The sequence below is a fragment of the Haloarchaeobius lipolyticus genome (assembly GCF_051208015.1).
In the GTDB taxonomy this organism is placed as follows: Archaea; Halobacteriota; Halobacteria; order Halobacteriales; family Natrialbaceae; genus Haloarchaeobius.
The window spans coordinates 110,085-127,264 of sequence record NZ_JBPKGF010000005.1 but is presented as its reverse complement, the minus strand read 5'-3'; the positions used below and the strand labels follow the sequence as shown (position 1 = coordinate 127,264).

The window sequence follows — 17,180 nt, the reverse complement described above, 5'->3', positions numbered from 1 at the left end:
GAAGGTCCGGAGAGGATTGCTTCATGTACAATAATCTATCGGATACGTGTCTCTCGACCGGTTAGAGGCGGACCGGAATCGACGACTCGACTGCGGTCCATCGCCCTACCCGCCGCGCATTCTCGTCGACTTCCGTCCACGATGACTGCCTCTTATGTACCCGTGGCGTGGAGTTGTTACCAACGGTGGTTTCACTCACCGACCTCTTCGGCAGGGACGCCAGCGTCCTCCGCGACAGGGACTTCCAGTTACTGCTCCTGACGAACGTCACGCCGCCGCTGGGCGTCGCCCTCATCTCGCCGCTGTTGAGCGCCCTGACCGGCCCCTTCGCCGTCTCGAGCGCCCAGATAGGGCTGCTCATCACGGCGTTCTCCGCGCCGAGCATCGTTTCGATACCCGTCTTCGGAACGCTCGCCGACCGGTACGGTCGGAAGCCGGTCCTCGTGGCCGGACTACTCGTGTTCGGCATCGCCGGGTCGGCGGTCGCGGCGACGACGAACTTCCACGCCGCGCTCGCGCTCCGGTTCGTCCAGGGCATCGGCTTCGCCGGGCTGACGCCGATACTGGTGACCAGCACCGGGGACCTCTTCCGCGGCAGTGCGGAGGCGACGGCGCAAGGGATTCGCTTCGCCACATCGGGGCTCACGATGATGGTGTTTCCCCTCCTGGCCGGCGTCCTCGTCGCCGTCGCGTGGCAGCTCCCGTTCCTCCTCTACGGAATCTCCATCCCCATCGCGCTCGTCCTCGCGCTCTCACTCGACGAACCGAGCGAGCGCGACGAGTCCGCCGCATCCGCAAACGACCAGGGATTCCACGACCTCGTCTCGTACCTCGACGTCAAGACGACGTCGTTACTCGTCGCCCGCGCCGTCCCGAACGCGGTATATACGGCCTTCCTGACGTACAACTCGCTCGTCATCGTCCGTGTCCTCGATGGCTCACCCGGACAGGCGGGACTAATGGTCGCAACGGCCAGCCTCGCACACATGCTTTCGGCGACCCAGAGCGGGCGAATCACCGCGTTCTTCGACACGCGGTTCCAGCCGTTGCTGGCGGCCACCGTCGGGATGAACGTCGGCCTCGTGGTCATCGGTGTCGCCCCGTCCGTCCCGGTCGTCGTGCTCGGGAGCGCCCTGGTCGGTCTCGGCTTCGGCACGACGCTCTCTCTGTACCGGAGCGTCATCACGTCCATGTCCGGGACGCTCCGAGGTGGCCTCGTGAGCCTCGGCTCGGCGCTCGCCCGCGTCGGGTCGACGCTGACGCCCGTCTTCCTCGGAACGACGGTGACCCTGCTGAGCGTGTCACTTGGCAACACCGCCGCGATACAGGCCGCCGTCGTCGTCGCCGGCGTCGTCGGCGGCTCGCTCGGTGTGGGGTGTCTCGTTCTCTCGGGAATCCATCGTTCTGCTTCAACCCGATAATAAACATAGTATAGTTTTATTTCTAGCCCATGGGAAGATGTTCAGATTATTCCGATAAAAATTCTATGAATCTTTTGCATATTTCCCAGACGTCCATAGACAGCCGCGAAAAGTCAGTGATACTGAACAATGTGTGATTAAGTTATTGTCAATATAAATCCGCCTATAGTTTATGTGTGGTTGGAGAGTAACCGTGTTGGTGGCGAGACGGCTCGAAACCGTCCACGGGCTGTCGTGGCAGACGTCCATCTAGAGATGTTCCTCGAAGATTGGTCTCCGAGATTGATGCCGAAGGTGTGCCAGAAAGTGACGTAGGAATGTACAACAGAAGTTAGACGAAGTCGACATCGAGGACCTCGGTAATCCCCTCCACGTCGAAATCAGAGTCAGCTACGGCGAGGCGTTCATTGAGTCCTTTTGCAGTTCCAGCGATGAACGTATCCCGTGCAGCGAGGGCTTCTCTGCGGCTGTGGAGATCGTTCTGCAGTTCAGCAGCAGCACGGGCAAGCTCGGCTGTCTCGTCGACGACGGTCAGCCACTCCAGGGCGTTATCGACAGCGTCGAAATCAGCATCCCCTGCTCTGAACACTTCGCCCTGGTAGACCTCAAACATCACTAACGGGGGTGCAACCGCTCTCTCGTCGGCGTGCTTCTCTACGTAGTCCACAGCGTCGTCGTTGCCGTCAAGGTAGTCGATGAGGACGCTACTGTCGTACAGGGTCATCTGACACCGACGTCCTTCTTCATGTCCTTACGCGCTTTACGAGCCTTTTCGGCAGCATCCGTCCCTGCCCAGAGACCTGCCCCTTGCCGAACGCTGTCTCGTCGCTCTCTGAGGAGCCGAGACAGTAGTTCATCGAAGGTCTCGTCGTCACCCTTCAGCGCCGCCAGCGCTTCGTGAGTGTCGTCGTCGACCCGGATGCTTTTGCTCATACGAGATGTATACGGCCCTGTATACAAGTCCATTGTGGTGGCGACTCCTGGATATCGCTGGTGAAAACTAGCGATGCACTCGTCACGGAAGGGAAAATTCGATTGCGTGTACGAGGACGAGCCGACTCACCTCTGGTATGAGACCGCTATCCCCAGAGGTCGTACATCTCGTCGCGAACCCCGCCCGCGTACTGCTGGCCGTCGTAGACGACGCCAGGCTCCGCCACAGAGGTCGTCTCTTCGACAGTCGCGAGCGCGGTCGCGTCGATCCCTTCCGCGTCGAGCGCCGCGAGTGCGTCGTCGACGTCGTCACCAGGGACCGTCGCGAGCAGGGCCCCGGATCCGAGGATTAGGAGTGGGTCGACGCCCATCGCGTCACAGAGCGCCCGCGTCTCGTCTCGGACCGGCACGTCGTCGGCGTCTACCTCGATTCGGACGTCGGAGGCACAGGCGAGTTCGACGAGCCCGTTGAGCACGCCCCCCTCGGTCGGGTCGTGCATCGCTGTCGCGACGGGAGAGAGGACGGCTGCCTCGGGCATGACGCTGATGTCGTCGAAGAAGCCGACCGCCCGGTCGACCGTGCTGGCGTCGACGCCGGCCTCATCGAGTGCGTCGCGGAAGTCCGTCGCGAGGACGGCCGTCCCCTCGATGCCGGCGCCCTTCGTGAGCAGGACGACATCGCCGGGGGCTGCACTCGAGGTCGGAACGTACCGGTCGGTCGGGCCCATACAGGTGATGGAGAGGAGCGGCCGTTCGAGGCCGGCGACCGTCTCCGTGTGGCCGCCGACGATGGTGATGCCGAGTCGCTTGCTCTCCGCGTCGAGCTGGGCGGTTACCTCGTCGAGCAGTTCGACGTCCGGCTCCGGGAGCATGATGGTACTTACGAGCCACTCCGGCCGCCCACCGCAGGCGGCGACGTCGTTGCTCGCGATGGCGACGCCGAGCGTGCCGATGCGCTCGGCGGCCAGCGAGATTGGGTCGGTGCTGACGACCATGGTCCCGTCGTCGGTCGCGATGGCCGCAGCGTCCTCGCCGTAGCCGGGGCCGACGAGCAGGTCGTCGTTGGGTGCGCCCGTACGGGAGAAGATGTAGCGGTCGAGGTCCGCGGGCGAGAGTTTGCTCATGCCCGCTTCTGTGTGGGGGACGGTTTTGAGCCTTCCCGTCCAGCACTGCCTCCTGAGAGCGTCAACCGTCGGAGTTCGTTGCGTCCAGCGGGTCTTCCAGGTCGCCGATGATCGCTTCGAAGGCGTCGGTCGCCGTGAGCAGGCCCACGACCTCGCCGTCGGAAAGAATCAGGGCCAGCTCCTGGCTTTCCGCCTGGAACCGGTCGATGGCGTCGCTGACGGTGGTGTCCGCCGACATCGTCATCGGCGGCGCAGCGATCTCCTCGAACGTCACGTCTCCCGCTCGCAGCTCGTCGATCTTGTCCACGACCTGGGGCACGTAGACGGTCCCCTTCACGTCCTCGGGGGTCGCACCGACGAGCGGATACCGGGTGTGTGGTGTCTCGGAGAGGCGCGTGAGGTTCTCCTCGACGGTGACGTCCGTCGAGAGGTACACGACGTCCGACTCGTCGACCATGATATCCCGCACCAGTATGGTTCCGGCCGCCAGCGCGTTCAACACCTCGTCGTGACGCTCGCCTTCGATCTCCCCGCGTTCGAGGAGCGAGCTCATGCGGTTGCGAAGCTGACTGCGGGACTCGATGACGTCCTCTTCGGCTTCGAGCCACGCACCCGACATCTCGATGCCGAACAGTCGGAGGGTCCCCTTCGCGACCCAGTCGCCGAGCTTGATGAGCGGCGAGATGAGTACGTAGAACCAGTGAAGCGGTGCGGCACCGTACCGACAGACCAGCCGTGAGCGCTCGACGCCGAGGTACGTCGGCGTCTGCTCACCGTGCGTCAGGTGGATGAGGTTGATGATGAAGTAGGCGATGAGCGCACCAGCGCCGATTCTCGCGAGCGGCGTGCCGCCGAACAGTGGCTCGAAGATAGCGGCGAGCGCCGGTTCGGCGACGATACCGACGGCGATACTGGATGCGGTGATACCGACCTGGCACGTCGTCAGGTACAGTTCGAGATCGTCGGTCATCTCCCACGCCCGCTCCAGCCTCGCGTCACCGTCGACGAACTCGTCTTCCGTGAACTGGCGAGCGCGTGTCAATGCGAACTCGATTGCGACGAAGAAACCGTTCGCGAGTATGAGCAACGTCCCTGCGAACAGGCGAAGCGTGATCTCGACAGTGTTCATCGGTTGGATGTGCCCGTCGGTTCGTCCGCCAGCCGTGTTAAAGTGACGGACTGTCCCATAGCTTAAGTATTAGTTTGTCAAAGCAGGAATTCAGGCAGGGTTCGATGTCTTTCCTGCCAATCTCTTGTGGCCACACTTTTACCTTGGAACCTACTGGATGTACCGTAGATGGTGATTCGAGAGCTAGACGACCTGGACCGACGCATCCTCTCTCACCTCCAGACGGAAGCTCGGCAGACGTCCTCGAGCGACATCGCCGGCGCGTTCGATGTCTCCCCAAGCACCGTCCGCAATCGGATTCAGCAGCTCGAAGCCGACGGCGTGATACGCGGCTACCACGCCGATGTGGACTACGAGAGAGCCGGGTACCAGCTGTTCACGCTGATCGTCTGCACGGCCCCGATTCCGACACGGGAGGAACTCGCGAAAGCGGCGGCCACTGTCGACGGCGTCGTCGAGGTGCAGGAGGTGATGACCGGAGAGGGCAACGTGCTCGTTCGAGCTATCGGGACCGACGGCGACGACCTGACGCGCATCGGTGAGGAACTGGACGAGCTCGGACTCAAGGTCTCCGACGAGGACCTGATCCGGAACACGCACCGGAGTTCATTCTCCGGCTTCGAGGGAACGGACGACGACTGAGACGAGTTCCCTGTCAGTCCCTAACACCCTGGGCGAAGCCTGAAGAGCTGGCGGTTCGCGGCTGTCGTATGGAACTGGTCGAAGCCACCGCTGCTGACCTCGACGCCCTCATCACGCGCTGGTACGCACTCGCCAGGTCGACGGAGCACTACGACGAGCTAAACGAACTGGTATACCAGAACGTCGACGAGGTCTCGCAAGAGGGGTTCCGGGCCCATCTGGATGACGAGGAAATCACTGACTACCTCATCGTTCACGAAGACGAGACAGTCGGTTTCCTCACACTCCGCGAGGGCCACCACCCTTCCCGGACCTACTCGCACTATCTTCGCATCGTGAACCTCTTCATCGACGAAGGTCGCCGGTCGGTGGGCCACGGTAGCCAAGCGATCGAACAGGTGCGAGAACTGGCTCGCGACAGGGGGTGCGACCACGTGAAGGTCGCCTGCGAATGGGAGAACGAGGACGCACGCCGGTTCTACCGGGACGCAGGGTTCCGTCCGAAGCAGGTCGACTACGGCCAACCGCTCGAGTGACGGTGGCCGAACGCAACGAGACCCCCTACGGCTAAGCCCCATCCCCAGTAACGCCAGCGTATGCAGCTGACACCTGGCCCCACGGCGGTCCCGCCGCGGGTCCGCGAGCGAATGAGCGACCCGATGCCGAACCCCGACGTCGAGCAGGCGTTCTTCGACACCTACGACGACGTCTGTGCGAAGCTCCAGACCGTCTACGACACAGACGACGACGTCGTCGTCATGGGCGGCGAGGGCATCCTCGGACTCGAGGCAGCCATCGCCTCAACGGTCGCACCCGGCGACGAGGTGCTCTGTGTCTCGAACGGGCTCTACGGCGATGGTTTCGCCGACTTCGTCGAGAACTACGGTGGCGAGCCGACGCTGGTAGGCGCAGACTACTCCGACCCGCTCGACCTCGCCGGGGTCGAGGAAGCGCTCGAAGACGGTGACTTCACGCTGGCGACGATGGTCCACTGCGAGACGCCGACCGGCGCGCTCAACGACATCGAACCCGTGCTCGAACTGTGCCACGAACACGACGTCTTGACCGTGGTCGACGCCGTCTCTTCGCTCGGTGGAACGCCCGTCCCCAGCGAGCACATCGACGTCAACCTCGGCGCATCCCAGAAGGCGTTCAGCTCACCCCCGGGACTGACGACCGTCGCCGTCAGCGACCGCGCCTGGGAGGTCGCGGAGGAACGAGACCCCAACTCGCTCTACACGAACCTACTGCCGTGGCGGGACACGAGCGAGATGTTCCCGTACACGCACCTCGTCGCCAACGTCGCAGCCCTCGACGAATCGCTCTCGATGCTGCACGAGGAAGGCGTCGAGTCGGTCTACGAGCGTCACGAAACGGTCGCCGCGCACTGCCGCGAGCGGGGTGACGAACTGGGCCTCGACCTCTATCCCGACGCCGAGCGGAGCGCCCCGACGGTGACGGCGTTCCACCTCCCCGGAGAAGCGGGCGCCGTCCAGAAGGAGCTGGAGGCTGAGCACGACGTCGTCCTCTCGACCGGACTCGGCGACCTCGCCGACGACATCCTCCGCGTCGGCCACATGGGGTACAACGCGAAGGTGGAGAAGGTCGACCACGTGATGGACGCGCTGGCGACGGTGCTGGAAGAGTAATCTGGGGTACTGCTTCTCAACACGGTATCCTGCAGAGACCAGCCGACTGTTCCTGAAAGACGAGCTCGGCACTACCGCTGTTGCCATCCGGGCAAACGACTGACGACATGACGTCACAGCCACCTCAGATACCTGTCCACACGTCAACTGAGTGGCGACATTCACGGCCGCACCGTGAACGCATCGAACAGTACCGACATCGTCACAATTATCGCCTATCTTATAAATGGTGTACACGTGAAGGTAAGGACTGGTTGAGGACGCACGAGACCCGAGAGATATGGTTCAATCGCTCGCACAGGAACGAGAGCAGGTGTCACCCGTCCTCCGTCTTCTCTCCTCTCAGGACCGGGTCGAGATACTCTGTACGTTCCTCGAACATCCGATAGACACCTTCAGTGCGCGTGACATCAGCGAGCCGATCGACGTCGACGCAGATACGGTCGAGGACCACGTCATCGGGCTCATGGCGCTCGGCATCGTCGAGCAGGTTCCCGCAGGCAGGTCTGCCGCTGGCCCCGTGTTCCGGCTAAATCTGGACAACGACATCACGGAAGTTCTGCTGGAACTGGACGAGGTCATCTTCAGGACCGTCGACGACGACGATGACGATGGCCGCCCGATTCGGTGTTGACGGCTTTTCACCCGGCGAGGATACTACTCTGTCACTTCGTCGAGAGGGCAGCTCGGTCGAGCGGTTCCGACGCAGCCCAGTAGCTGTCGAAACGCTCTGCCGCCCACTCTCGAACTGCATCGACATCGGTATCTATCGAACCCTGGAGAATACCGCGATCGTCCCGCAACAGGAGGTGGACGATGTCGTCTGCGATGGTCACCGCGAGCGGGACCTCGCCATCGTACACCCGTATCTCGGCCGCGGGGTCGTCAACCAGTTCACCCAGTAGACTGCAGAGCTCGGATTCTGCAGTCAGTGCGTCGATGGCGGACCTGGCGAAGACACCGGAGAACGTCAGCCGCCCGTCCGAGACCTGCTGTTGGACGGTCGCGAGACTCTGGTTGTTGAAGGCGTGCGAGAAGCTCCGAATCTCGCTGGCCGACGTCGTGAGGTCGAGTGTGCGCTGGAGCGGGGCGCTTGGCCTCGTCTGACTCGGCTGGACGATCGTCGCGTCGGCGAGATGGGCGAGGTCGAACGAAATCGCGTCTCCGGGCAGGTACGGGACAAGCTCGCGGAGTGCCTGCTCGGTCTCGATGACGGTCAGCAGGTTGGTGAAGCCGTCGGAGACGAGCTGGCCCGTCGGCGTCGCGACGTACGTGCCTCCGTCTCGCTCGATCCACGACCGGGCCTCGAGGTCCTCCAGGATGCGCCCGAGCGTCGCCTGCGAGGCACCCGTCGCGTCGGCGAGGTCCGACCGGGACTGCGGTCCCTCGGCGAGGCACTCCAGCACGGTGACACGGTTGGCCGAGAGCGCCAGGAACTCGATCTCCTCGAGTGCAGTCTCCATACCGCTACACGGTGGACCGCACTCAAACCGCTTTCGCACTGCGAAACGATTGCACGCTGTGAAACTGGCGTGCGCTCCGATGGCCTTGCACGACGTGTAAGGATTTAGAAACGACGCTAAGTGGCTGTGTCCAGTAGGTGTAGATACGATGCATACGTCTCTCTCTTCAAGATATGCAGTTGTGTTGAGGATGCGTCAGTTCTCCGGTCGGACCGGTCGGCATCGCGCCGCGGAGGGCAGTCGCTGATGTCTGGTGACCGACGGACCGCCCTCTCCTTCCTCGCCGTCGCAGTGCTGTTCGGTGGGACCTTCGTCGCGGTGAAGGCAGGGCTGGCCTACTTCCCCCCGCTCCTGTTCGTCGCGCTCCGATTCGACATCGCGGCAGTCGTCCTCGTCGGCTACGTCGTCGCGACCCGTGACTTGGGCGAGCTCGTACCCCGAACGGTTGGCGACGCCATAGGTATCGTCGCCACCGGTGGCCTGGCGATCGGTGCAGCCAACGCACTGCTGTTCATCGGCCAGGCGTACACGACCTCGGCGGTGGGGGCCATCATCGCGAGCCTCAACCCCATCCTGACGCCGGTGTTCGCCGCGCTGTTGCTCGCCGACGAGCGCGTATCCCGCCGGCTGACCGCCGGCCTCCTGCTCGGCCTCGCTGGCGTCGCACTCGTCGTCGGCGTCGACCCGGCGAGCCTGACCAGCGTCGGCTACGGCAAGGTCGTCCTGTTCGTCGGCGCGGCCATCGGCGCCCTCGGGACCGTCCTCATCCGCTGGCGTGAGGGAACCCTCTCCAGTACGGTCCGGACCGCGTGGGGACTGCCGCTCGCAGCCGTCCTCATGCACGGCCTCAGCTGGGCGACGGGCGAGCAGGTCGCCGCGGTCAGGCTCACGCCCGCCGCACTGCTCACGCTCGTCTACCTCGGCGTGTTCGCCGGTGCCCTCGCCTACATCATCTACTTCGGGCTCATCGACGAGGTGGGCGCGGTTCGAACGAACCTCGTCTTCTACGTCACGCCCGTCGTCGCCACGCTCGGCGGCTGGGCACTGCTCTCCGAGTCGATCGCACCGAGCGCCATGCTGGGCTTCGGCATCATCTTCGCAGGCTTCGCCCTCATCGGGAGCGAGTCCATCGACGCGGCCGGCGTCCTCCCTTCGTTCGGCAGCCCGCCCGACGAGAACTCCCGGGCGACGCTGGGCGTGACCGGCGACGCGCCGGGCTACGAGTCGGATTAGAGTATCGTTTTCGCTCCTATGGGAGAAGGGGCATGTCTCTGGGTGCGACTTTCGAGATTGCGGCTCTACAGGACGCCCTGCACCCTCACTGAGAGAAAGAGTAGTTTCCGTGTTCGTAGTCCGGGGAACCGACGTCGAGCGAGGTATCCCCGCTCTCTCTACATCGGTCCACTTCGGTGGCGACTAGTGCTTGTCAGACTGGGGTGAGCGGAGAGGATTTCCGCCCGAAAAGCGTGAAATAACCTATGCGACACATGCGGTCCTGGGGGGTGTTTTTCGTCGTCTTTCTGGTCGTGTTGGCCGGATGTACAGGCGACTCCGTACACTCGGACGGCACCACATCCGGAGCCGATACACCACGGGGAGACATCGTCACGACCCAGACACCTGCGGCTGGGAACGGAACACTGCGTGTCCACTTCATCAACGTCGGCCAGTCGACGAGCATCCTGCTCGTCGCTCCAAGCAACGAGACGATGCTCATCGACACCGGCGACTGGCGGAACCGCGGGAGATACGTGCTCGCCTACCTGGAAGCGAATGGTATCACCCGGATCGACCACCTCGTCACCTCCCACGCCGATGCGGACCACATTGGCGGCCATGCTGCCGTCATCGAGACGTTCGAGACGCAGTACGGCGGAGTCGGCGCCATCTACGACCCCGGTATCGCCGCCTCGTCGAGCACGTACGCACGGTATCTCGACGCCGTCGAGGTGTACGACGTCCCCCTCTACCGCGCCGGTGCTGGCGACCGCATCCCGTTCGAGGGCGTGGACGCGTCGGTCCTGGCCCCGCCCCAGGGGTACATCGCGAGCGAGGCTCGCAACGAGAACAGCCTCTCGCTCCGGGTCCAGTACGGCGGGGTCTCGTTCCTGTTCACCGGCGACGGCGAGGAGGCGCTCGAGGAGTATCTGCTCGCGAACCAGCGCGACGAGCTCGACGTGACCGTCCTGATGACCGGCCACCACGGGAGTCGGTCGAGCAACAGTGCAGCGCTTCTCGACGCCGCCTCACCGCGGGTGGCCATCGTCTCCAGCGCGTACGATTCCCAGTACGGCCACCCGGACGACGAGGTACTGCAGCGCCTCGCCGAGCGGTCGATTCCGACCTACTGGACGGCGACGCACGGCGCCATCGAACTCGCCACCGACGGACGGACGCTGAGCATCTCGACCCAACGGCAGGCCCCCACCGACGCGACCTTGCTCCGCGAAGGCTCACCGGTCGAACCCGGGACCGATGGACCGCTCACACTGAGGGACACGATCACGATAGAGGGAACGACGGAACAGGCGAACGGCCCCACGAAGACACCGCAGCCCTACACGGCGCCTCCGGTGGCGACCGACGGCGGCATCACCGTCGAGTACGTCAACGCCGACGCGGCCGGGGTCGAATCGGAGAACCTCAACGACGAGTACGTCGTCTTCGTCAACGACGGTTCCCGGCCCGTCGATATGTCCGGCTGGACGGTCACCGACGCCGCTGGGAACAGCTACACCGTTCCCGCTGGCTTCACGCTTGCGGCCGGTGCGTCGGTGACGTTACACACCGGCAGCGGCGAGGACACCGCGACTGACCTCTACTGGAACAGCGGGTCGGCCATCTGGAACAACGACGGCGACACCGTCACCGTGCAAACAGATAACGGCGAGACGGTCCTAGAGGAGGCATACTGATGACCGAGAAAACGTACACCGCGGTGCTCGACCGCTTCGAGGAGGAACTGGCGGTCCTGCTCTGCGAGGACGGTGAGGAGGTCGTCGAGGAGCTCGTCATCCCCCGGTTGTTCCTCCCGGAGGAAGGCCGACATCAGGATGCGATCTTCACGCTTCGCGTCGATGACGACGGCCAGACCGTCCTCACCTACGAGCCAGTCGAGACGGAAGAGCGGGCATCGTCTGCACAGAGCCGGTTCGACCAGATGTCGCGGTCGCTGTCGGATCTGCGGTCCGAAGACGAGGAGTAGTGGGGAGCGGAAGGTTTCGCCGACCGCTATAGTACGGTGCTGGCGTCAGACCCGATAGATGGCCGCTTCGTACGGGCGAAAGCTCGCTCCGTTCGGGTCACCCGGGGTATCGTCGTAGTTGCGCCAGATGAGCGTCGAACCTGCGGTCTCGACGGTCGGACAGTCGAACGTCGCGCGCTCGCCCGACCAGTTCAGGACGACCAGTATCGCCTCGTCGCCGAGCGTTCGGGTGTAGGCGTAGAACTGTGGGTCGTCGGGGAGCAGGAGGTCGTAGTCACCGTAGACGAGGACGTCCGTCTCGTGTCGGAGCTCGATGAGTTGCCGGTAGTGGTTCCAGACGGAGTCGTCGGCAGCGACTGCCTTTTCGACGTTGATGTCGGCGGTGTTCTCGTTGACCGCGAGCCACGGCGACCCGTCGGTGAAGCCACCGTTGGGTTCGTCGGTCCACTGCATGGGCGTCCGGGCGTGGTCGCGACTCGTGGTATTGGCGTAGTTTAGCGCTGCGTCGGTGGATTCGATTCGCCCTGCGTCACGGAGGGCCTCGACGTGCCCCAGCGTCTGTGGGTCGTCGATCTCGTCGAGGCTGTCGAACGTCTGGTTCGTCATCCCGATCTCCTCGCCCTGGTAGATGTACGGCGTTCCCCGGAGCGTCAACAGGAAGGTCGCGATGAGCGTCGCGCTCTTCGTCCGGTGTGCGTCGTCGTCACCGAACCGCGAGACGAGCCTGGGAACGTCGTGGTTGCCCATGAACACCGCGTCCCACCACTCGCCGGTCAGTTCGTTCTGACACCGTGTCACGATCTCCTTGAGGTCGACGAGGTCCCAGCTGGCCGTCGAATCGGCGCCCCACTCGTCGGGTTCCTCGAAGATGGACAGGTGGGTGAACTGGAACGCCATGTCGAGCGGGGAGTCGCCGCGCTCGAGATATGACGCGACGTCGGCGATGCTCGTTCCGCCCATCTCCCCGGCGATCATCACGTCGTACTCCGAGAGGACGTCGTCGTGGAGTTCCCCGAAGTAGTCCCGAATCGGCGGCACGTGTTTGAAGTGGTCGATGCCGACGGGCTCTGCGTCAGGGTCGCCGTCCGGATAGCCGTCCGTCTTCACGATGTGATTGATCGCGTCCATCCGGAAGCCGTCGATGCCCTTCTCCAACCACCAGCGCATCAGCTCCTTCACCTCCGCTCGGACGGCGGGGTTGGCCCAGTTCAGGTCGGGCTGTTTCTCGTCGAAGACGTGGAGGTACCAGGCCTCCCGTTCGTCGTCGTACGCCCACGCCGACCCGCCGAAGATGGACTGCCAGTTGTTCGGTGGCTCGTCCGGTGACCCTTCGACCCAGTGATAGTATTTCTCGTACCCGTCCTCCCGTCGCCGGGAGCACTGGAACCACTCGTGCTCGTCGGAGGTGTGGTTGACAACGAGGTCCATGATGAGTCGGATATCTCGCTCGTGTAGTACTGCGAGGAGCTCCTCCCAGTCTGCCATCGTCCCGAACTCGTCCTGTATGGAGCGGTAGTCACTGATGTCGTAGCCGTTGTCCGCGTTCGGGGACGCATAGACGGGACAGAGCCATACCACGTCGACGCCAAGGGTGTCGAGGTAGTCGACCCGGTCGATGATGCCCTGGATGTCCCCGACGCCGTCGCCGTCGCTGTCGTTGAACGAGCGGGGATAGATCTGGTAGACGATCGCTTCCTTCCACCATGCGCGGTCGATGTCGTCGTTCGAGAGCTGTGCTGCCGCCGGCTGTGACTCGGATCCTGTCATCGGTCAGTAGTCGTCGGTCGTCTGTGAGCGCTGCTCGGTCGCGAGGTAGACGCGGGCTTCGTACGGTCTGAGGGTGAGGACCGGAGAGGGAGAGTCGGGAGCGTCTGCGTTCGCGAGGGCCAGGTCGAGTCCGTCGAGGTCGACCTCGTCGGGGAGCTCGATGTCGGCTGGTTTGGTGTCGACGTTGAGAACCACGAGCGCGCGGTCGTCGCCGAGCGTCCGCGTGTAGGCGAATATCTCGGTGTCTTCCGGAAGGAGGAGGTCGAACTCTCCATACACGAGGACGTCGTGTTCGTGCCGGAGGTCGATGAGGTCGCTGTAGTAGTGCCAGACGGATTCCTCGTCACCGCGTGCCTGTTCGACGTTGACCGTCCGGTAGTTCGAGTTGCAGTCGATCCACGGCTCTCCGTCGGTGAACCCCGCATTCGGTTCGTCGGTCCACTGCATGGGCGTCCGGGCGTTGTCCCGGCCGATGTACTCGATTGTCTCCCGGACGTCCTCGTAGCCGGTCGCGTCGCCGGCTTCGATGGCCGCCTCGACGTAGTTGAGGGACTCGACGTCCCGGAGCTCGTCGGGAGACGCGAACGAGCGATTCGTCATCCCGATCTCCTCGCCCTGGTAGACGAATGGGGTCCCCTGGAGCGTGTGCGTGAGCGTTCCGAACAGTTCCGCGCTCGCTTCGCGGTACTCGTCGTCGTCCCCGAAGCGCGAGACCGCCCGTGGCTGGTCGTGATTGTTGAGGTAGAGGCTGTTCCAGCCGTCGTCAGCGAGGCCGTCCTGCCACCGTGCGATGATGTCCTTGAACTCGACGAGCGACCAGTCGCCGGCGTCCCACTTCGTCTCGTCGTGGTCGAACGTCACGTGTTCGAACTGGAAGACCATCGAGAGGCCGTCCTGGCCGACGTACTGCTGGGCGTCCGCCACGTCGATGCCTGGCGTCTCGCCGACGGTCAGGAGGGCATCGTCAGTCAGCACCTCGTCGTGCATCTCCTGGAGGTACTCGTGGACGTTCGGTCCGTTGAAGAAGTGTTCCGCGCCGGTCAGTCCCGGCCCCGCGTCCCCGTCCGGGAGCCCCTCGGTCTTCGAGATGAGGTTGATGACGTCCATCCGGAAGCCGTCGATGCCCTGCGACAGCCACCAGTTCATCATATCGTAGACCGCCGACCGGACCGACGGGTTGCGCCAGTTCAGGTCGGGTTGGTGCTCGTCGAAGAGGTGGAGGTACCACTGCTCGCGTTCGTCGTCGTACGACCACGCGGCACCGCCGAACACCGACTCCCAGTTGTTGGGAGGCTGGTCCGGACTCCCGTCTCGCCAGATGTAGTAGTCTTCGAACTCGCCGTCGCGTCGTCGGGAGCGCTGGAACCACTCGTGCTCGTCGGAGGTGTGGTTGACGACGAGGTCCATGATGAGCCGGATGTCGCGGTCGTGAAGCGCGTCCAGTAGGCGTCGCCAGTCGTCCATGTCGCCGTACGCGTCGTCTATCGAGCGGTAGTCGCTGATGTCGTAGCCGTTGTCGGCCTGTGGCGACTCGTAGACCGGGCAGAGCCACACCGCGTCGACGCCGAGGTCGTCGAGGTAGTCGACCCGGCGCTCGATGCCGCGAAGGTCGCCGACGCCGTCGCCGTCGCTGTCGTCGAAGCTCTTCGGATAGATCTGGTAGACGACCGCCTCCTTCCACCACTGCTGGTCGAGGGTCGACCCAGTCGCTGCGTCGCTCATCGTTCCCTCCGGGGGTCGGTCGCGGTCACGCTCGAACCGGTAGTTCGCCGTCTCGACTGCGACGGACTCCCTGCCGTGAAACCGTTCGTTCCCTCGGCGAGTCCGGTTCGTGGGCCGTTCGACGGCCGGTATCCGGGTGTGGCGCCTGTCATACTCACTCCATCGGCGACCACTCACTTAGTCTAGGAGAAAATCCCGAAGAACCTCTTCTACCCGAAATTATATTTGGCTGTGAATAACAATGACATACGAACGATGTCACACAATGACAGAGGAACACGGGCCACGGACATCAGCCGGCGCCGATTCGTGCGCGGGCTCGGTGCCACGGGTCTCACGGCCGGTCTCGCTGGCTGTGGTGGTCAACAGGCGGCCGAGACCACCAGCCGCGGCGACTCGAGCGCGAACTCCCAGACGACCGCCGAACCCATCGAGGTGGAGAGCGAGAGCCTGCAGCTCATCCAGGAGCTCGCGTACGTCACGAACCAGACGCTCCCGGTGTTGCCCCTGCAGGAGAAACTCGCCCAGTCGTTCCAGACGACCGACGACTGGAACGTCCCCTCGAAGGACAGTCCCGCCCTGCAGACCTACTGGCCGACCGAGTGGCTTCCCCGCTCGGGCGAGTGGAAGGCCACCGACGGAAGCGACGACCAGCGACTGACGCTCGCGCAGTGGGCGGTCCCGGCCGACTCCCAGTACAACCCCTGGAATGGGAAGAACTTCGCGGAGCCACGCCGGTTGCTGTTCGACCGGTTCATGGAGTACAACCTCGCGAAGCAAGAGTACCAGGGCTACCTCGTCACGGACTGGTCGGTCGACGGGAAGACGCTCACGCTGTCCGTCCGTGAGGGACAGACCTGGCACGACGGCAGTGCGGTCACCGCGACGGACGTCACGAACCAGATAAAGCTGGACGTCTACAGCGGTGGGAACCTGGGCCAGTTCATCGCACCCGACGACCTCGGCGCGGTCTCCGAGCGTGTCACCGCGGCCGACGAGACGACCGTCGAGGTCATACTCACCGAGGCGGTCAACAGCGACGTCGTCCTCCCCTACGTCCAGGCAAAGTATCTCGTCGCGCACGAGGGGACCTACGGCGACCTCGTGAGCAGTCTCGACCAGGCGAGTTCGGAGGACGAGCGGTCGTCCGCACTCAGCGAACTCACCAGCAAGACCGTGCCCGATCCGGTCGGGTCCGGCCCGTTCCAGTTCGAGGACGCCGACAGCCAACGGACGCTCCTCACGAAGTACGAGGAACACCCGGACGCTGACAACATCAACTTCTCCGAAGCAGAGTACCTCTACAAGCCGACGAACCAGAGCCGGTGGAACTCGCTCATCAATGAGAAGACCGACGGCTCGGCGACGCTGTTCATGCCGAGCAACAAGCTGAACCAGCTCCCCGACTCCGTGCAGGTCAGCCTGATTCCGCGGCACTGGGGGCTCGGACTCGTCTTCAACCACTCGAAAGCGCCCGTCGACGACGTTCGCGTCCGCAAGGCCATCGCACACGTCATCGATCGGAAGGCGGTCGCTGGCAACTCCGGCGCTGGCACGAACTCAAAGATACCGGTGACCTATCCGAGCGGGCTGACCAGCGAGTTCAGCGGCCAGGTCACGAACACGTGGCTCGAGGGCGTCACCGACGAGTTCGAGACCTACGGCGTCGATTCGTCCCAGACCGAGAAGGCCGCCTCGTTGCTCGAAGAAGCGGGCTACGAGAAGAAGAACGGCAAGTGGCAGAAGCACGGGACGGTGCTCAGCGTGCCGGTGAAGGGACCGTCCGGGTTCTCCGACTGGGTCGCGGGCGCGGAGACGCTCGTCTCACACCTCAACGAGTTCGGTATCGAGGCCTCGGCTCAGATGAAGGACACCTCCACCTACTGGGGGAAGGACTACCCGAACGGCGACTTCGTCGCCGCGCTCCAGGGCTGGGCGTCGTACAACCAATCCTACCCGTACTTCCACCAGAAGTTCATCTTCGACAGCCACGACGCCAAGGAGTACTGGAAGGTGCCCGAGACGTTCGAGGCTCCGGTTCTCCACGACTCGGTGCGTGACGGCAAGCAGGTCTCGCCCCGGTCTCTCGTCTCCGAACTGTCCGGCGCAGGTGACTAGAGGAGAG

The 17,180-nt window shown here is 63.8% G+C and carries 16 protein-coding genes; 9 read left to right on the top strand and 7 right to left on the bottom strand.

All coding sequences use genetic code 11. The annotated features are described in order from the left end of the window. Positions 1-185: 185 nt before the first annotated feature. A complete protein-coding gene (locus tag ACSC1Y_RS15825) occupies positions 186-1,421 on the top strand; it encodes an MFS transporter (RefSeq protein WP_435335912.1) in 1,236 nt (411 codons plus the stop codon). Between the two features lie 331 nt (positions 1,422-1,752). On the opposite strand, the gene ACSC1Y_RS15820 is transcribed toward ACSC1Y_RS15825, so the two are convergent. The 4 genes from ACSC1Y_RS15820 to ACSC1Y_RS15805 all read right to left on the bottom strand — a co-directional run bounded on the left by ACSC1Y_RS15820 (position 1,753) and on the right by ACSC1Y_RS15805 (position 4,607). Continuing rightward, on the bottom strand, positions 1,753-2,145 hold the full coding sequence (locus ACSC1Y_RS15820; protein ID WP_435335911.1) for a PIN domain-containing protein: 393 nt from the start codon (positions 2,143-2,145) through the stop codon (positions 1,753-1,755). Further along, positions 2,142-2,354 carry a DUF7557 family protein gene (locus ACSC1Y_RS15815; RefSeq protein ID WP_435335910.1) on the bottom strand — a complete coding sequence of 71 codons (213 nt, stop codon included), beginning with the start codon at positions 2,352-2,354 and terminating at the stop codon, positions 2,142-2,144. Before ACSC1Y_RS15815 ends, ACSC1Y_RS15820 begins: the two co-directional genes overlap by 4 nt. A 146-nt stretch (positions 2,355-2,500) precedes the next feature. Beyond that, on the bottom strand, positions 2,501-3,478 hold the full coding sequence (locus ACSC1Y_RS15810) for an AIR synthase family protein (RefSeq protein WP_435335909.1): 978 nt from the start codon (positions 3,476-3,478) through the stop codon (positions 2,501-2,503). Between the two features lie 61 nt (positions 3,479-3,539). Further along, complete coding sequence (locus tag ACSC1Y_RS15805; RefSeq protein ID WP_435335907.1) at positions 3,540-4,607, bottom strand: CNNM domain-containing protein; 1,068 nt, start codon at positions 4,605-4,607, stop codon at positions 3,540-3,542. Between the two features lie 168 nt (positions 4,608-4,775). Here ACSC1Y_RS15805 and ACSC1Y_RS15800 point away from each other — a divergent pair, with 168 nt between their 5' ends. From ACSC1Y_RS15800 to ACSC1Y_RS15785, 4 genes are all read left to right on the top strand, one after another. Beyond that, positions 4,776-5,249, top strand: a complete 474-nt coding sequence (locus tag ACSC1Y_RS15800; protein ID WP_435335906.1) for an Lrp/AsnC family transcriptional regulator — start codon at positions 4,776-4,778, stop codon at positions 5,247-5,249. Between the two features lie 68 nt (positions 5,250-5,317). After that, a complete protein-coding gene (locus ACSC1Y_RS15795) occupies positions 5,318-5,785 on the top strand; it encodes a GNAT family N-acetyltransferase (RefSeq protein ID WP_435335905.1) in 468 nt (155 codons plus the stop codon). Between the two features lie 60 nt (positions 5,786-5,845). Continuing rightward, a complete protein-coding gene (locus tag ACSC1Y_RS15790; protein ID WP_435335904.1) occupies positions 5,846-6,898 on the top strand; it encodes a pyridoxal-phosphate-dependent aminotransferase family protein in 1,053 nt (350 codons plus the stop codon). A gap of 280 nt (positions 6,899-7,178) precedes the next feature. Further along, on the top strand, positions 7,179-7,532 hold the full coding sequence (locus tag ACSC1Y_RS15785) for a hypothetical protein (RefSeq protein ID WP_435335903.1): 354 nt from the start codon (positions 7,179-7,181) through the stop codon (positions 7,530-7,532). Positions 7,533-7,563: 31 nt separating this feature from the next. Here the strand turns inward: ACSC1Y_RS15785 and ACSC1Y_RS15780 are convergent, their stop codons facing one another. Continuing rightward, entirely contained in the window at positions 7,564-8,361 is a 798-nt protein-coding gene (locus ACSC1Y_RS15780; RefSeq protein ID WP_435335902.1) for a helix-turn-helix transcriptional regulator, read from the bottom strand. A gap of 246 nt (positions 8,362-8,607) precedes the next feature. Between ACSC1Y_RS15780 and ACSC1Y_RS15775 the strand changes: the two genes are divergently transcribed. The 3 genes from ACSC1Y_RS15775 (at position 8,608) to ACSC1Y_RS15765 (ending at position 11,566) form a co-directional block, all read left to right on the top strand. Then, on the top strand, positions 8,608-9,594 hold the full coding sequence (locus tag ACSC1Y_RS15775) for a DMT family transporter (RefSeq protein WP_435335901.1): 987 nt from the start codon (positions 8,608-8,610) through the stop codon (positions 9,592-9,594). 245 nt (positions 9,595-9,839) lie between these two features. After that, entirely contained in the window at positions 9,840-11,276 is a 1,437-nt protein-coding gene (locus ACSC1Y_RS15770) for a lamin tail domain-containing protein (RefSeq protein WP_435335900.1), read from the top strand. Next, complete coding sequence (locus ACSC1Y_RS15765) at positions 11,276-11,566, top strand: DUF3006 domain-containing protein (protein ID WP_435335899.1); 291 nt, start codon at positions 11,276-11,278, stop codon at positions 11,564-11,566. Before ACSC1Y_RS15770 ends, ACSC1Y_RS15765 begins: the two co-directional genes overlap by 1 nt. A 45-nt stretch (positions 11,567-11,611) precedes the next feature. Here the strand turns inward: ACSC1Y_RS15765 and ACSC1Y_RS15760 are convergent, their stop codons facing one another. Then, on the bottom strand, positions 11,612-13,333 hold the full coding sequence (locus tag ACSC1Y_RS15760) for a glycoside hydrolase family 13 protein (RefSeq protein WP_435335898.1): 1,722 nt from the start codon (positions 13,331-13,333) through the stop codon (positions 11,612-11,614). A gap of 3 nt (positions 13,334-13,336) precedes the next feature. Next, a complete protein-coding gene (locus ACSC1Y_RS15755) occupies positions 13,337-15,055 on the bottom strand; it encodes a glycoside hydrolase family 13 protein (protein WP_435335897.1) in 1,719 nt (572 codons plus the stop codon). Positions 15,056-15,310: 255 nt separating this feature from the next. Between ACSC1Y_RS15755 and ACSC1Y_RS15750 the strand changes: the two genes are divergently transcribed. After that, a complete protein-coding gene (locus ACSC1Y_RS15750) occupies positions 15,311-17,173 on the top strand; it encodes an ABC transporter substrate-binding protein (protein WP_435335895.1) in 1,863 nt (620 codons plus the stop codon). Positions 17,174-17,180 lie beyond the last annotated feature (7 nt).

What these genes read in the sequence shown, in the direction of transcription:
- ACSC1Y_RS15820 (WP_435335911.1), bottom strand. Translation starts at nt 2,145, where the DNA reads ATGACCCTGTACGACAGTAGCGTCCTCATCGACTACCTTGACGGCAAC.
- ACSC1Y_RS15815 (WP_435335910.1), bottom strand. Translation starts at nt 2,354, where the DNA reads ATGAGCAAAAGCATCCGGGTCGACGACGACACTCACGAAGCGCTGGCG.
- ACSC1Y_RS15810 (WP_435335909.1), bottom strand. Translation starts at nt 3,478, where the DNA reads ATGAGCAAACTCTCGCCCGCGGACCTCGACCGCTACATCTTCTCCCGT.
- ACSC1Y_RS15805 (WP_435335907.1), bottom strand. Translation starts at nt 4,607, where the DNA reads ATGAACACTGTCGAGATCACGCTTCGCCTGTTCGCAGGGACGTTGCTC.
- ACSC1Y_RS15800 (WP_435335906.1), top strand. Translation starts at nt 4,776, where the DNA reads ATGGTGATTCGAGAGCTAGACGACCTGGACCGACGCATCCTCTCTCAC.
- ACSC1Y_RS15795 (WP_435335905.1), top strand. Translation starts at nt 5,318, where the DNA reads ATGGAACTGGTCGAAGCCACCGCTGCTGACCTCGACGCCCTCATCACG.
- ACSC1Y_RS15790 (WP_435335904.1), top strand. Translation starts at nt 5,846, where the DNA reads ATGCAGCTGACACCTGGCCCCACGGCGGTCCCGCCGCGGGTCCGCGAG.
- ACSC1Y_RS15785 (WP_435335903.1), top strand. Translation starts at nt 7,179, where the DNA reads ATGGTTCAATCGCTCGCACAGGAACGAGAGCAGGTGTCACCCGTCCTC.
- ACSC1Y_RS15780 (WP_435335902.1), bottom strand. Translation starts at nt 8,361, where the DNA reads ATGGAGACTGCACTCGAGGAGATCGAGTTCCTGGCGCTCTCGGCCAAC.
- ACSC1Y_RS15775 (WP_435335901.1), top strand. Translation starts at nt 8,608, where the DNA reads ATGTCTGGTGACCGACGGACCGCCCTCTCCTTCCTCGCCGTCGCAGTG.
- ACSC1Y_RS15770 (WP_435335900.1), top strand. Translation starts at nt 9,840, where the DNA reads ATGCGACACATGCGGTCCTGGGGGGTGTTTTTCGTCGTCTTTCTGGTC.
- ACSC1Y_RS15765 (WP_435335899.1), top strand. Translation starts at nt 11,276, where the DNA reads ATGACCGAGAAAACGTACACCGCGGTGCTCGACCGCTTCGAGGAGGAA.
- ACSC1Y_RS15760 (WP_435335898.1), bottom strand. Translation starts at nt 13,333, where the DNA reads ATGACAGGATCCGAGTCACAGCCGGCGGCAGCACAGCTCTCGAACGAC.
- ACSC1Y_RS15755 (WP_435335897.1), bottom strand. Translation starts at nt 15,055, where the DNA reads ATGAGCGACGCAGCGACTGGGTCGACCCTCGACCAGCAGTGGTGGAAG.
- ACSC1Y_RS15750 (WP_435335895.1), top strand. Translation starts at nt 15,311, where the DNA reads ATGTCACACAATGACAGAGGAACACGGGCCACGGACATCAGCCGGCGC.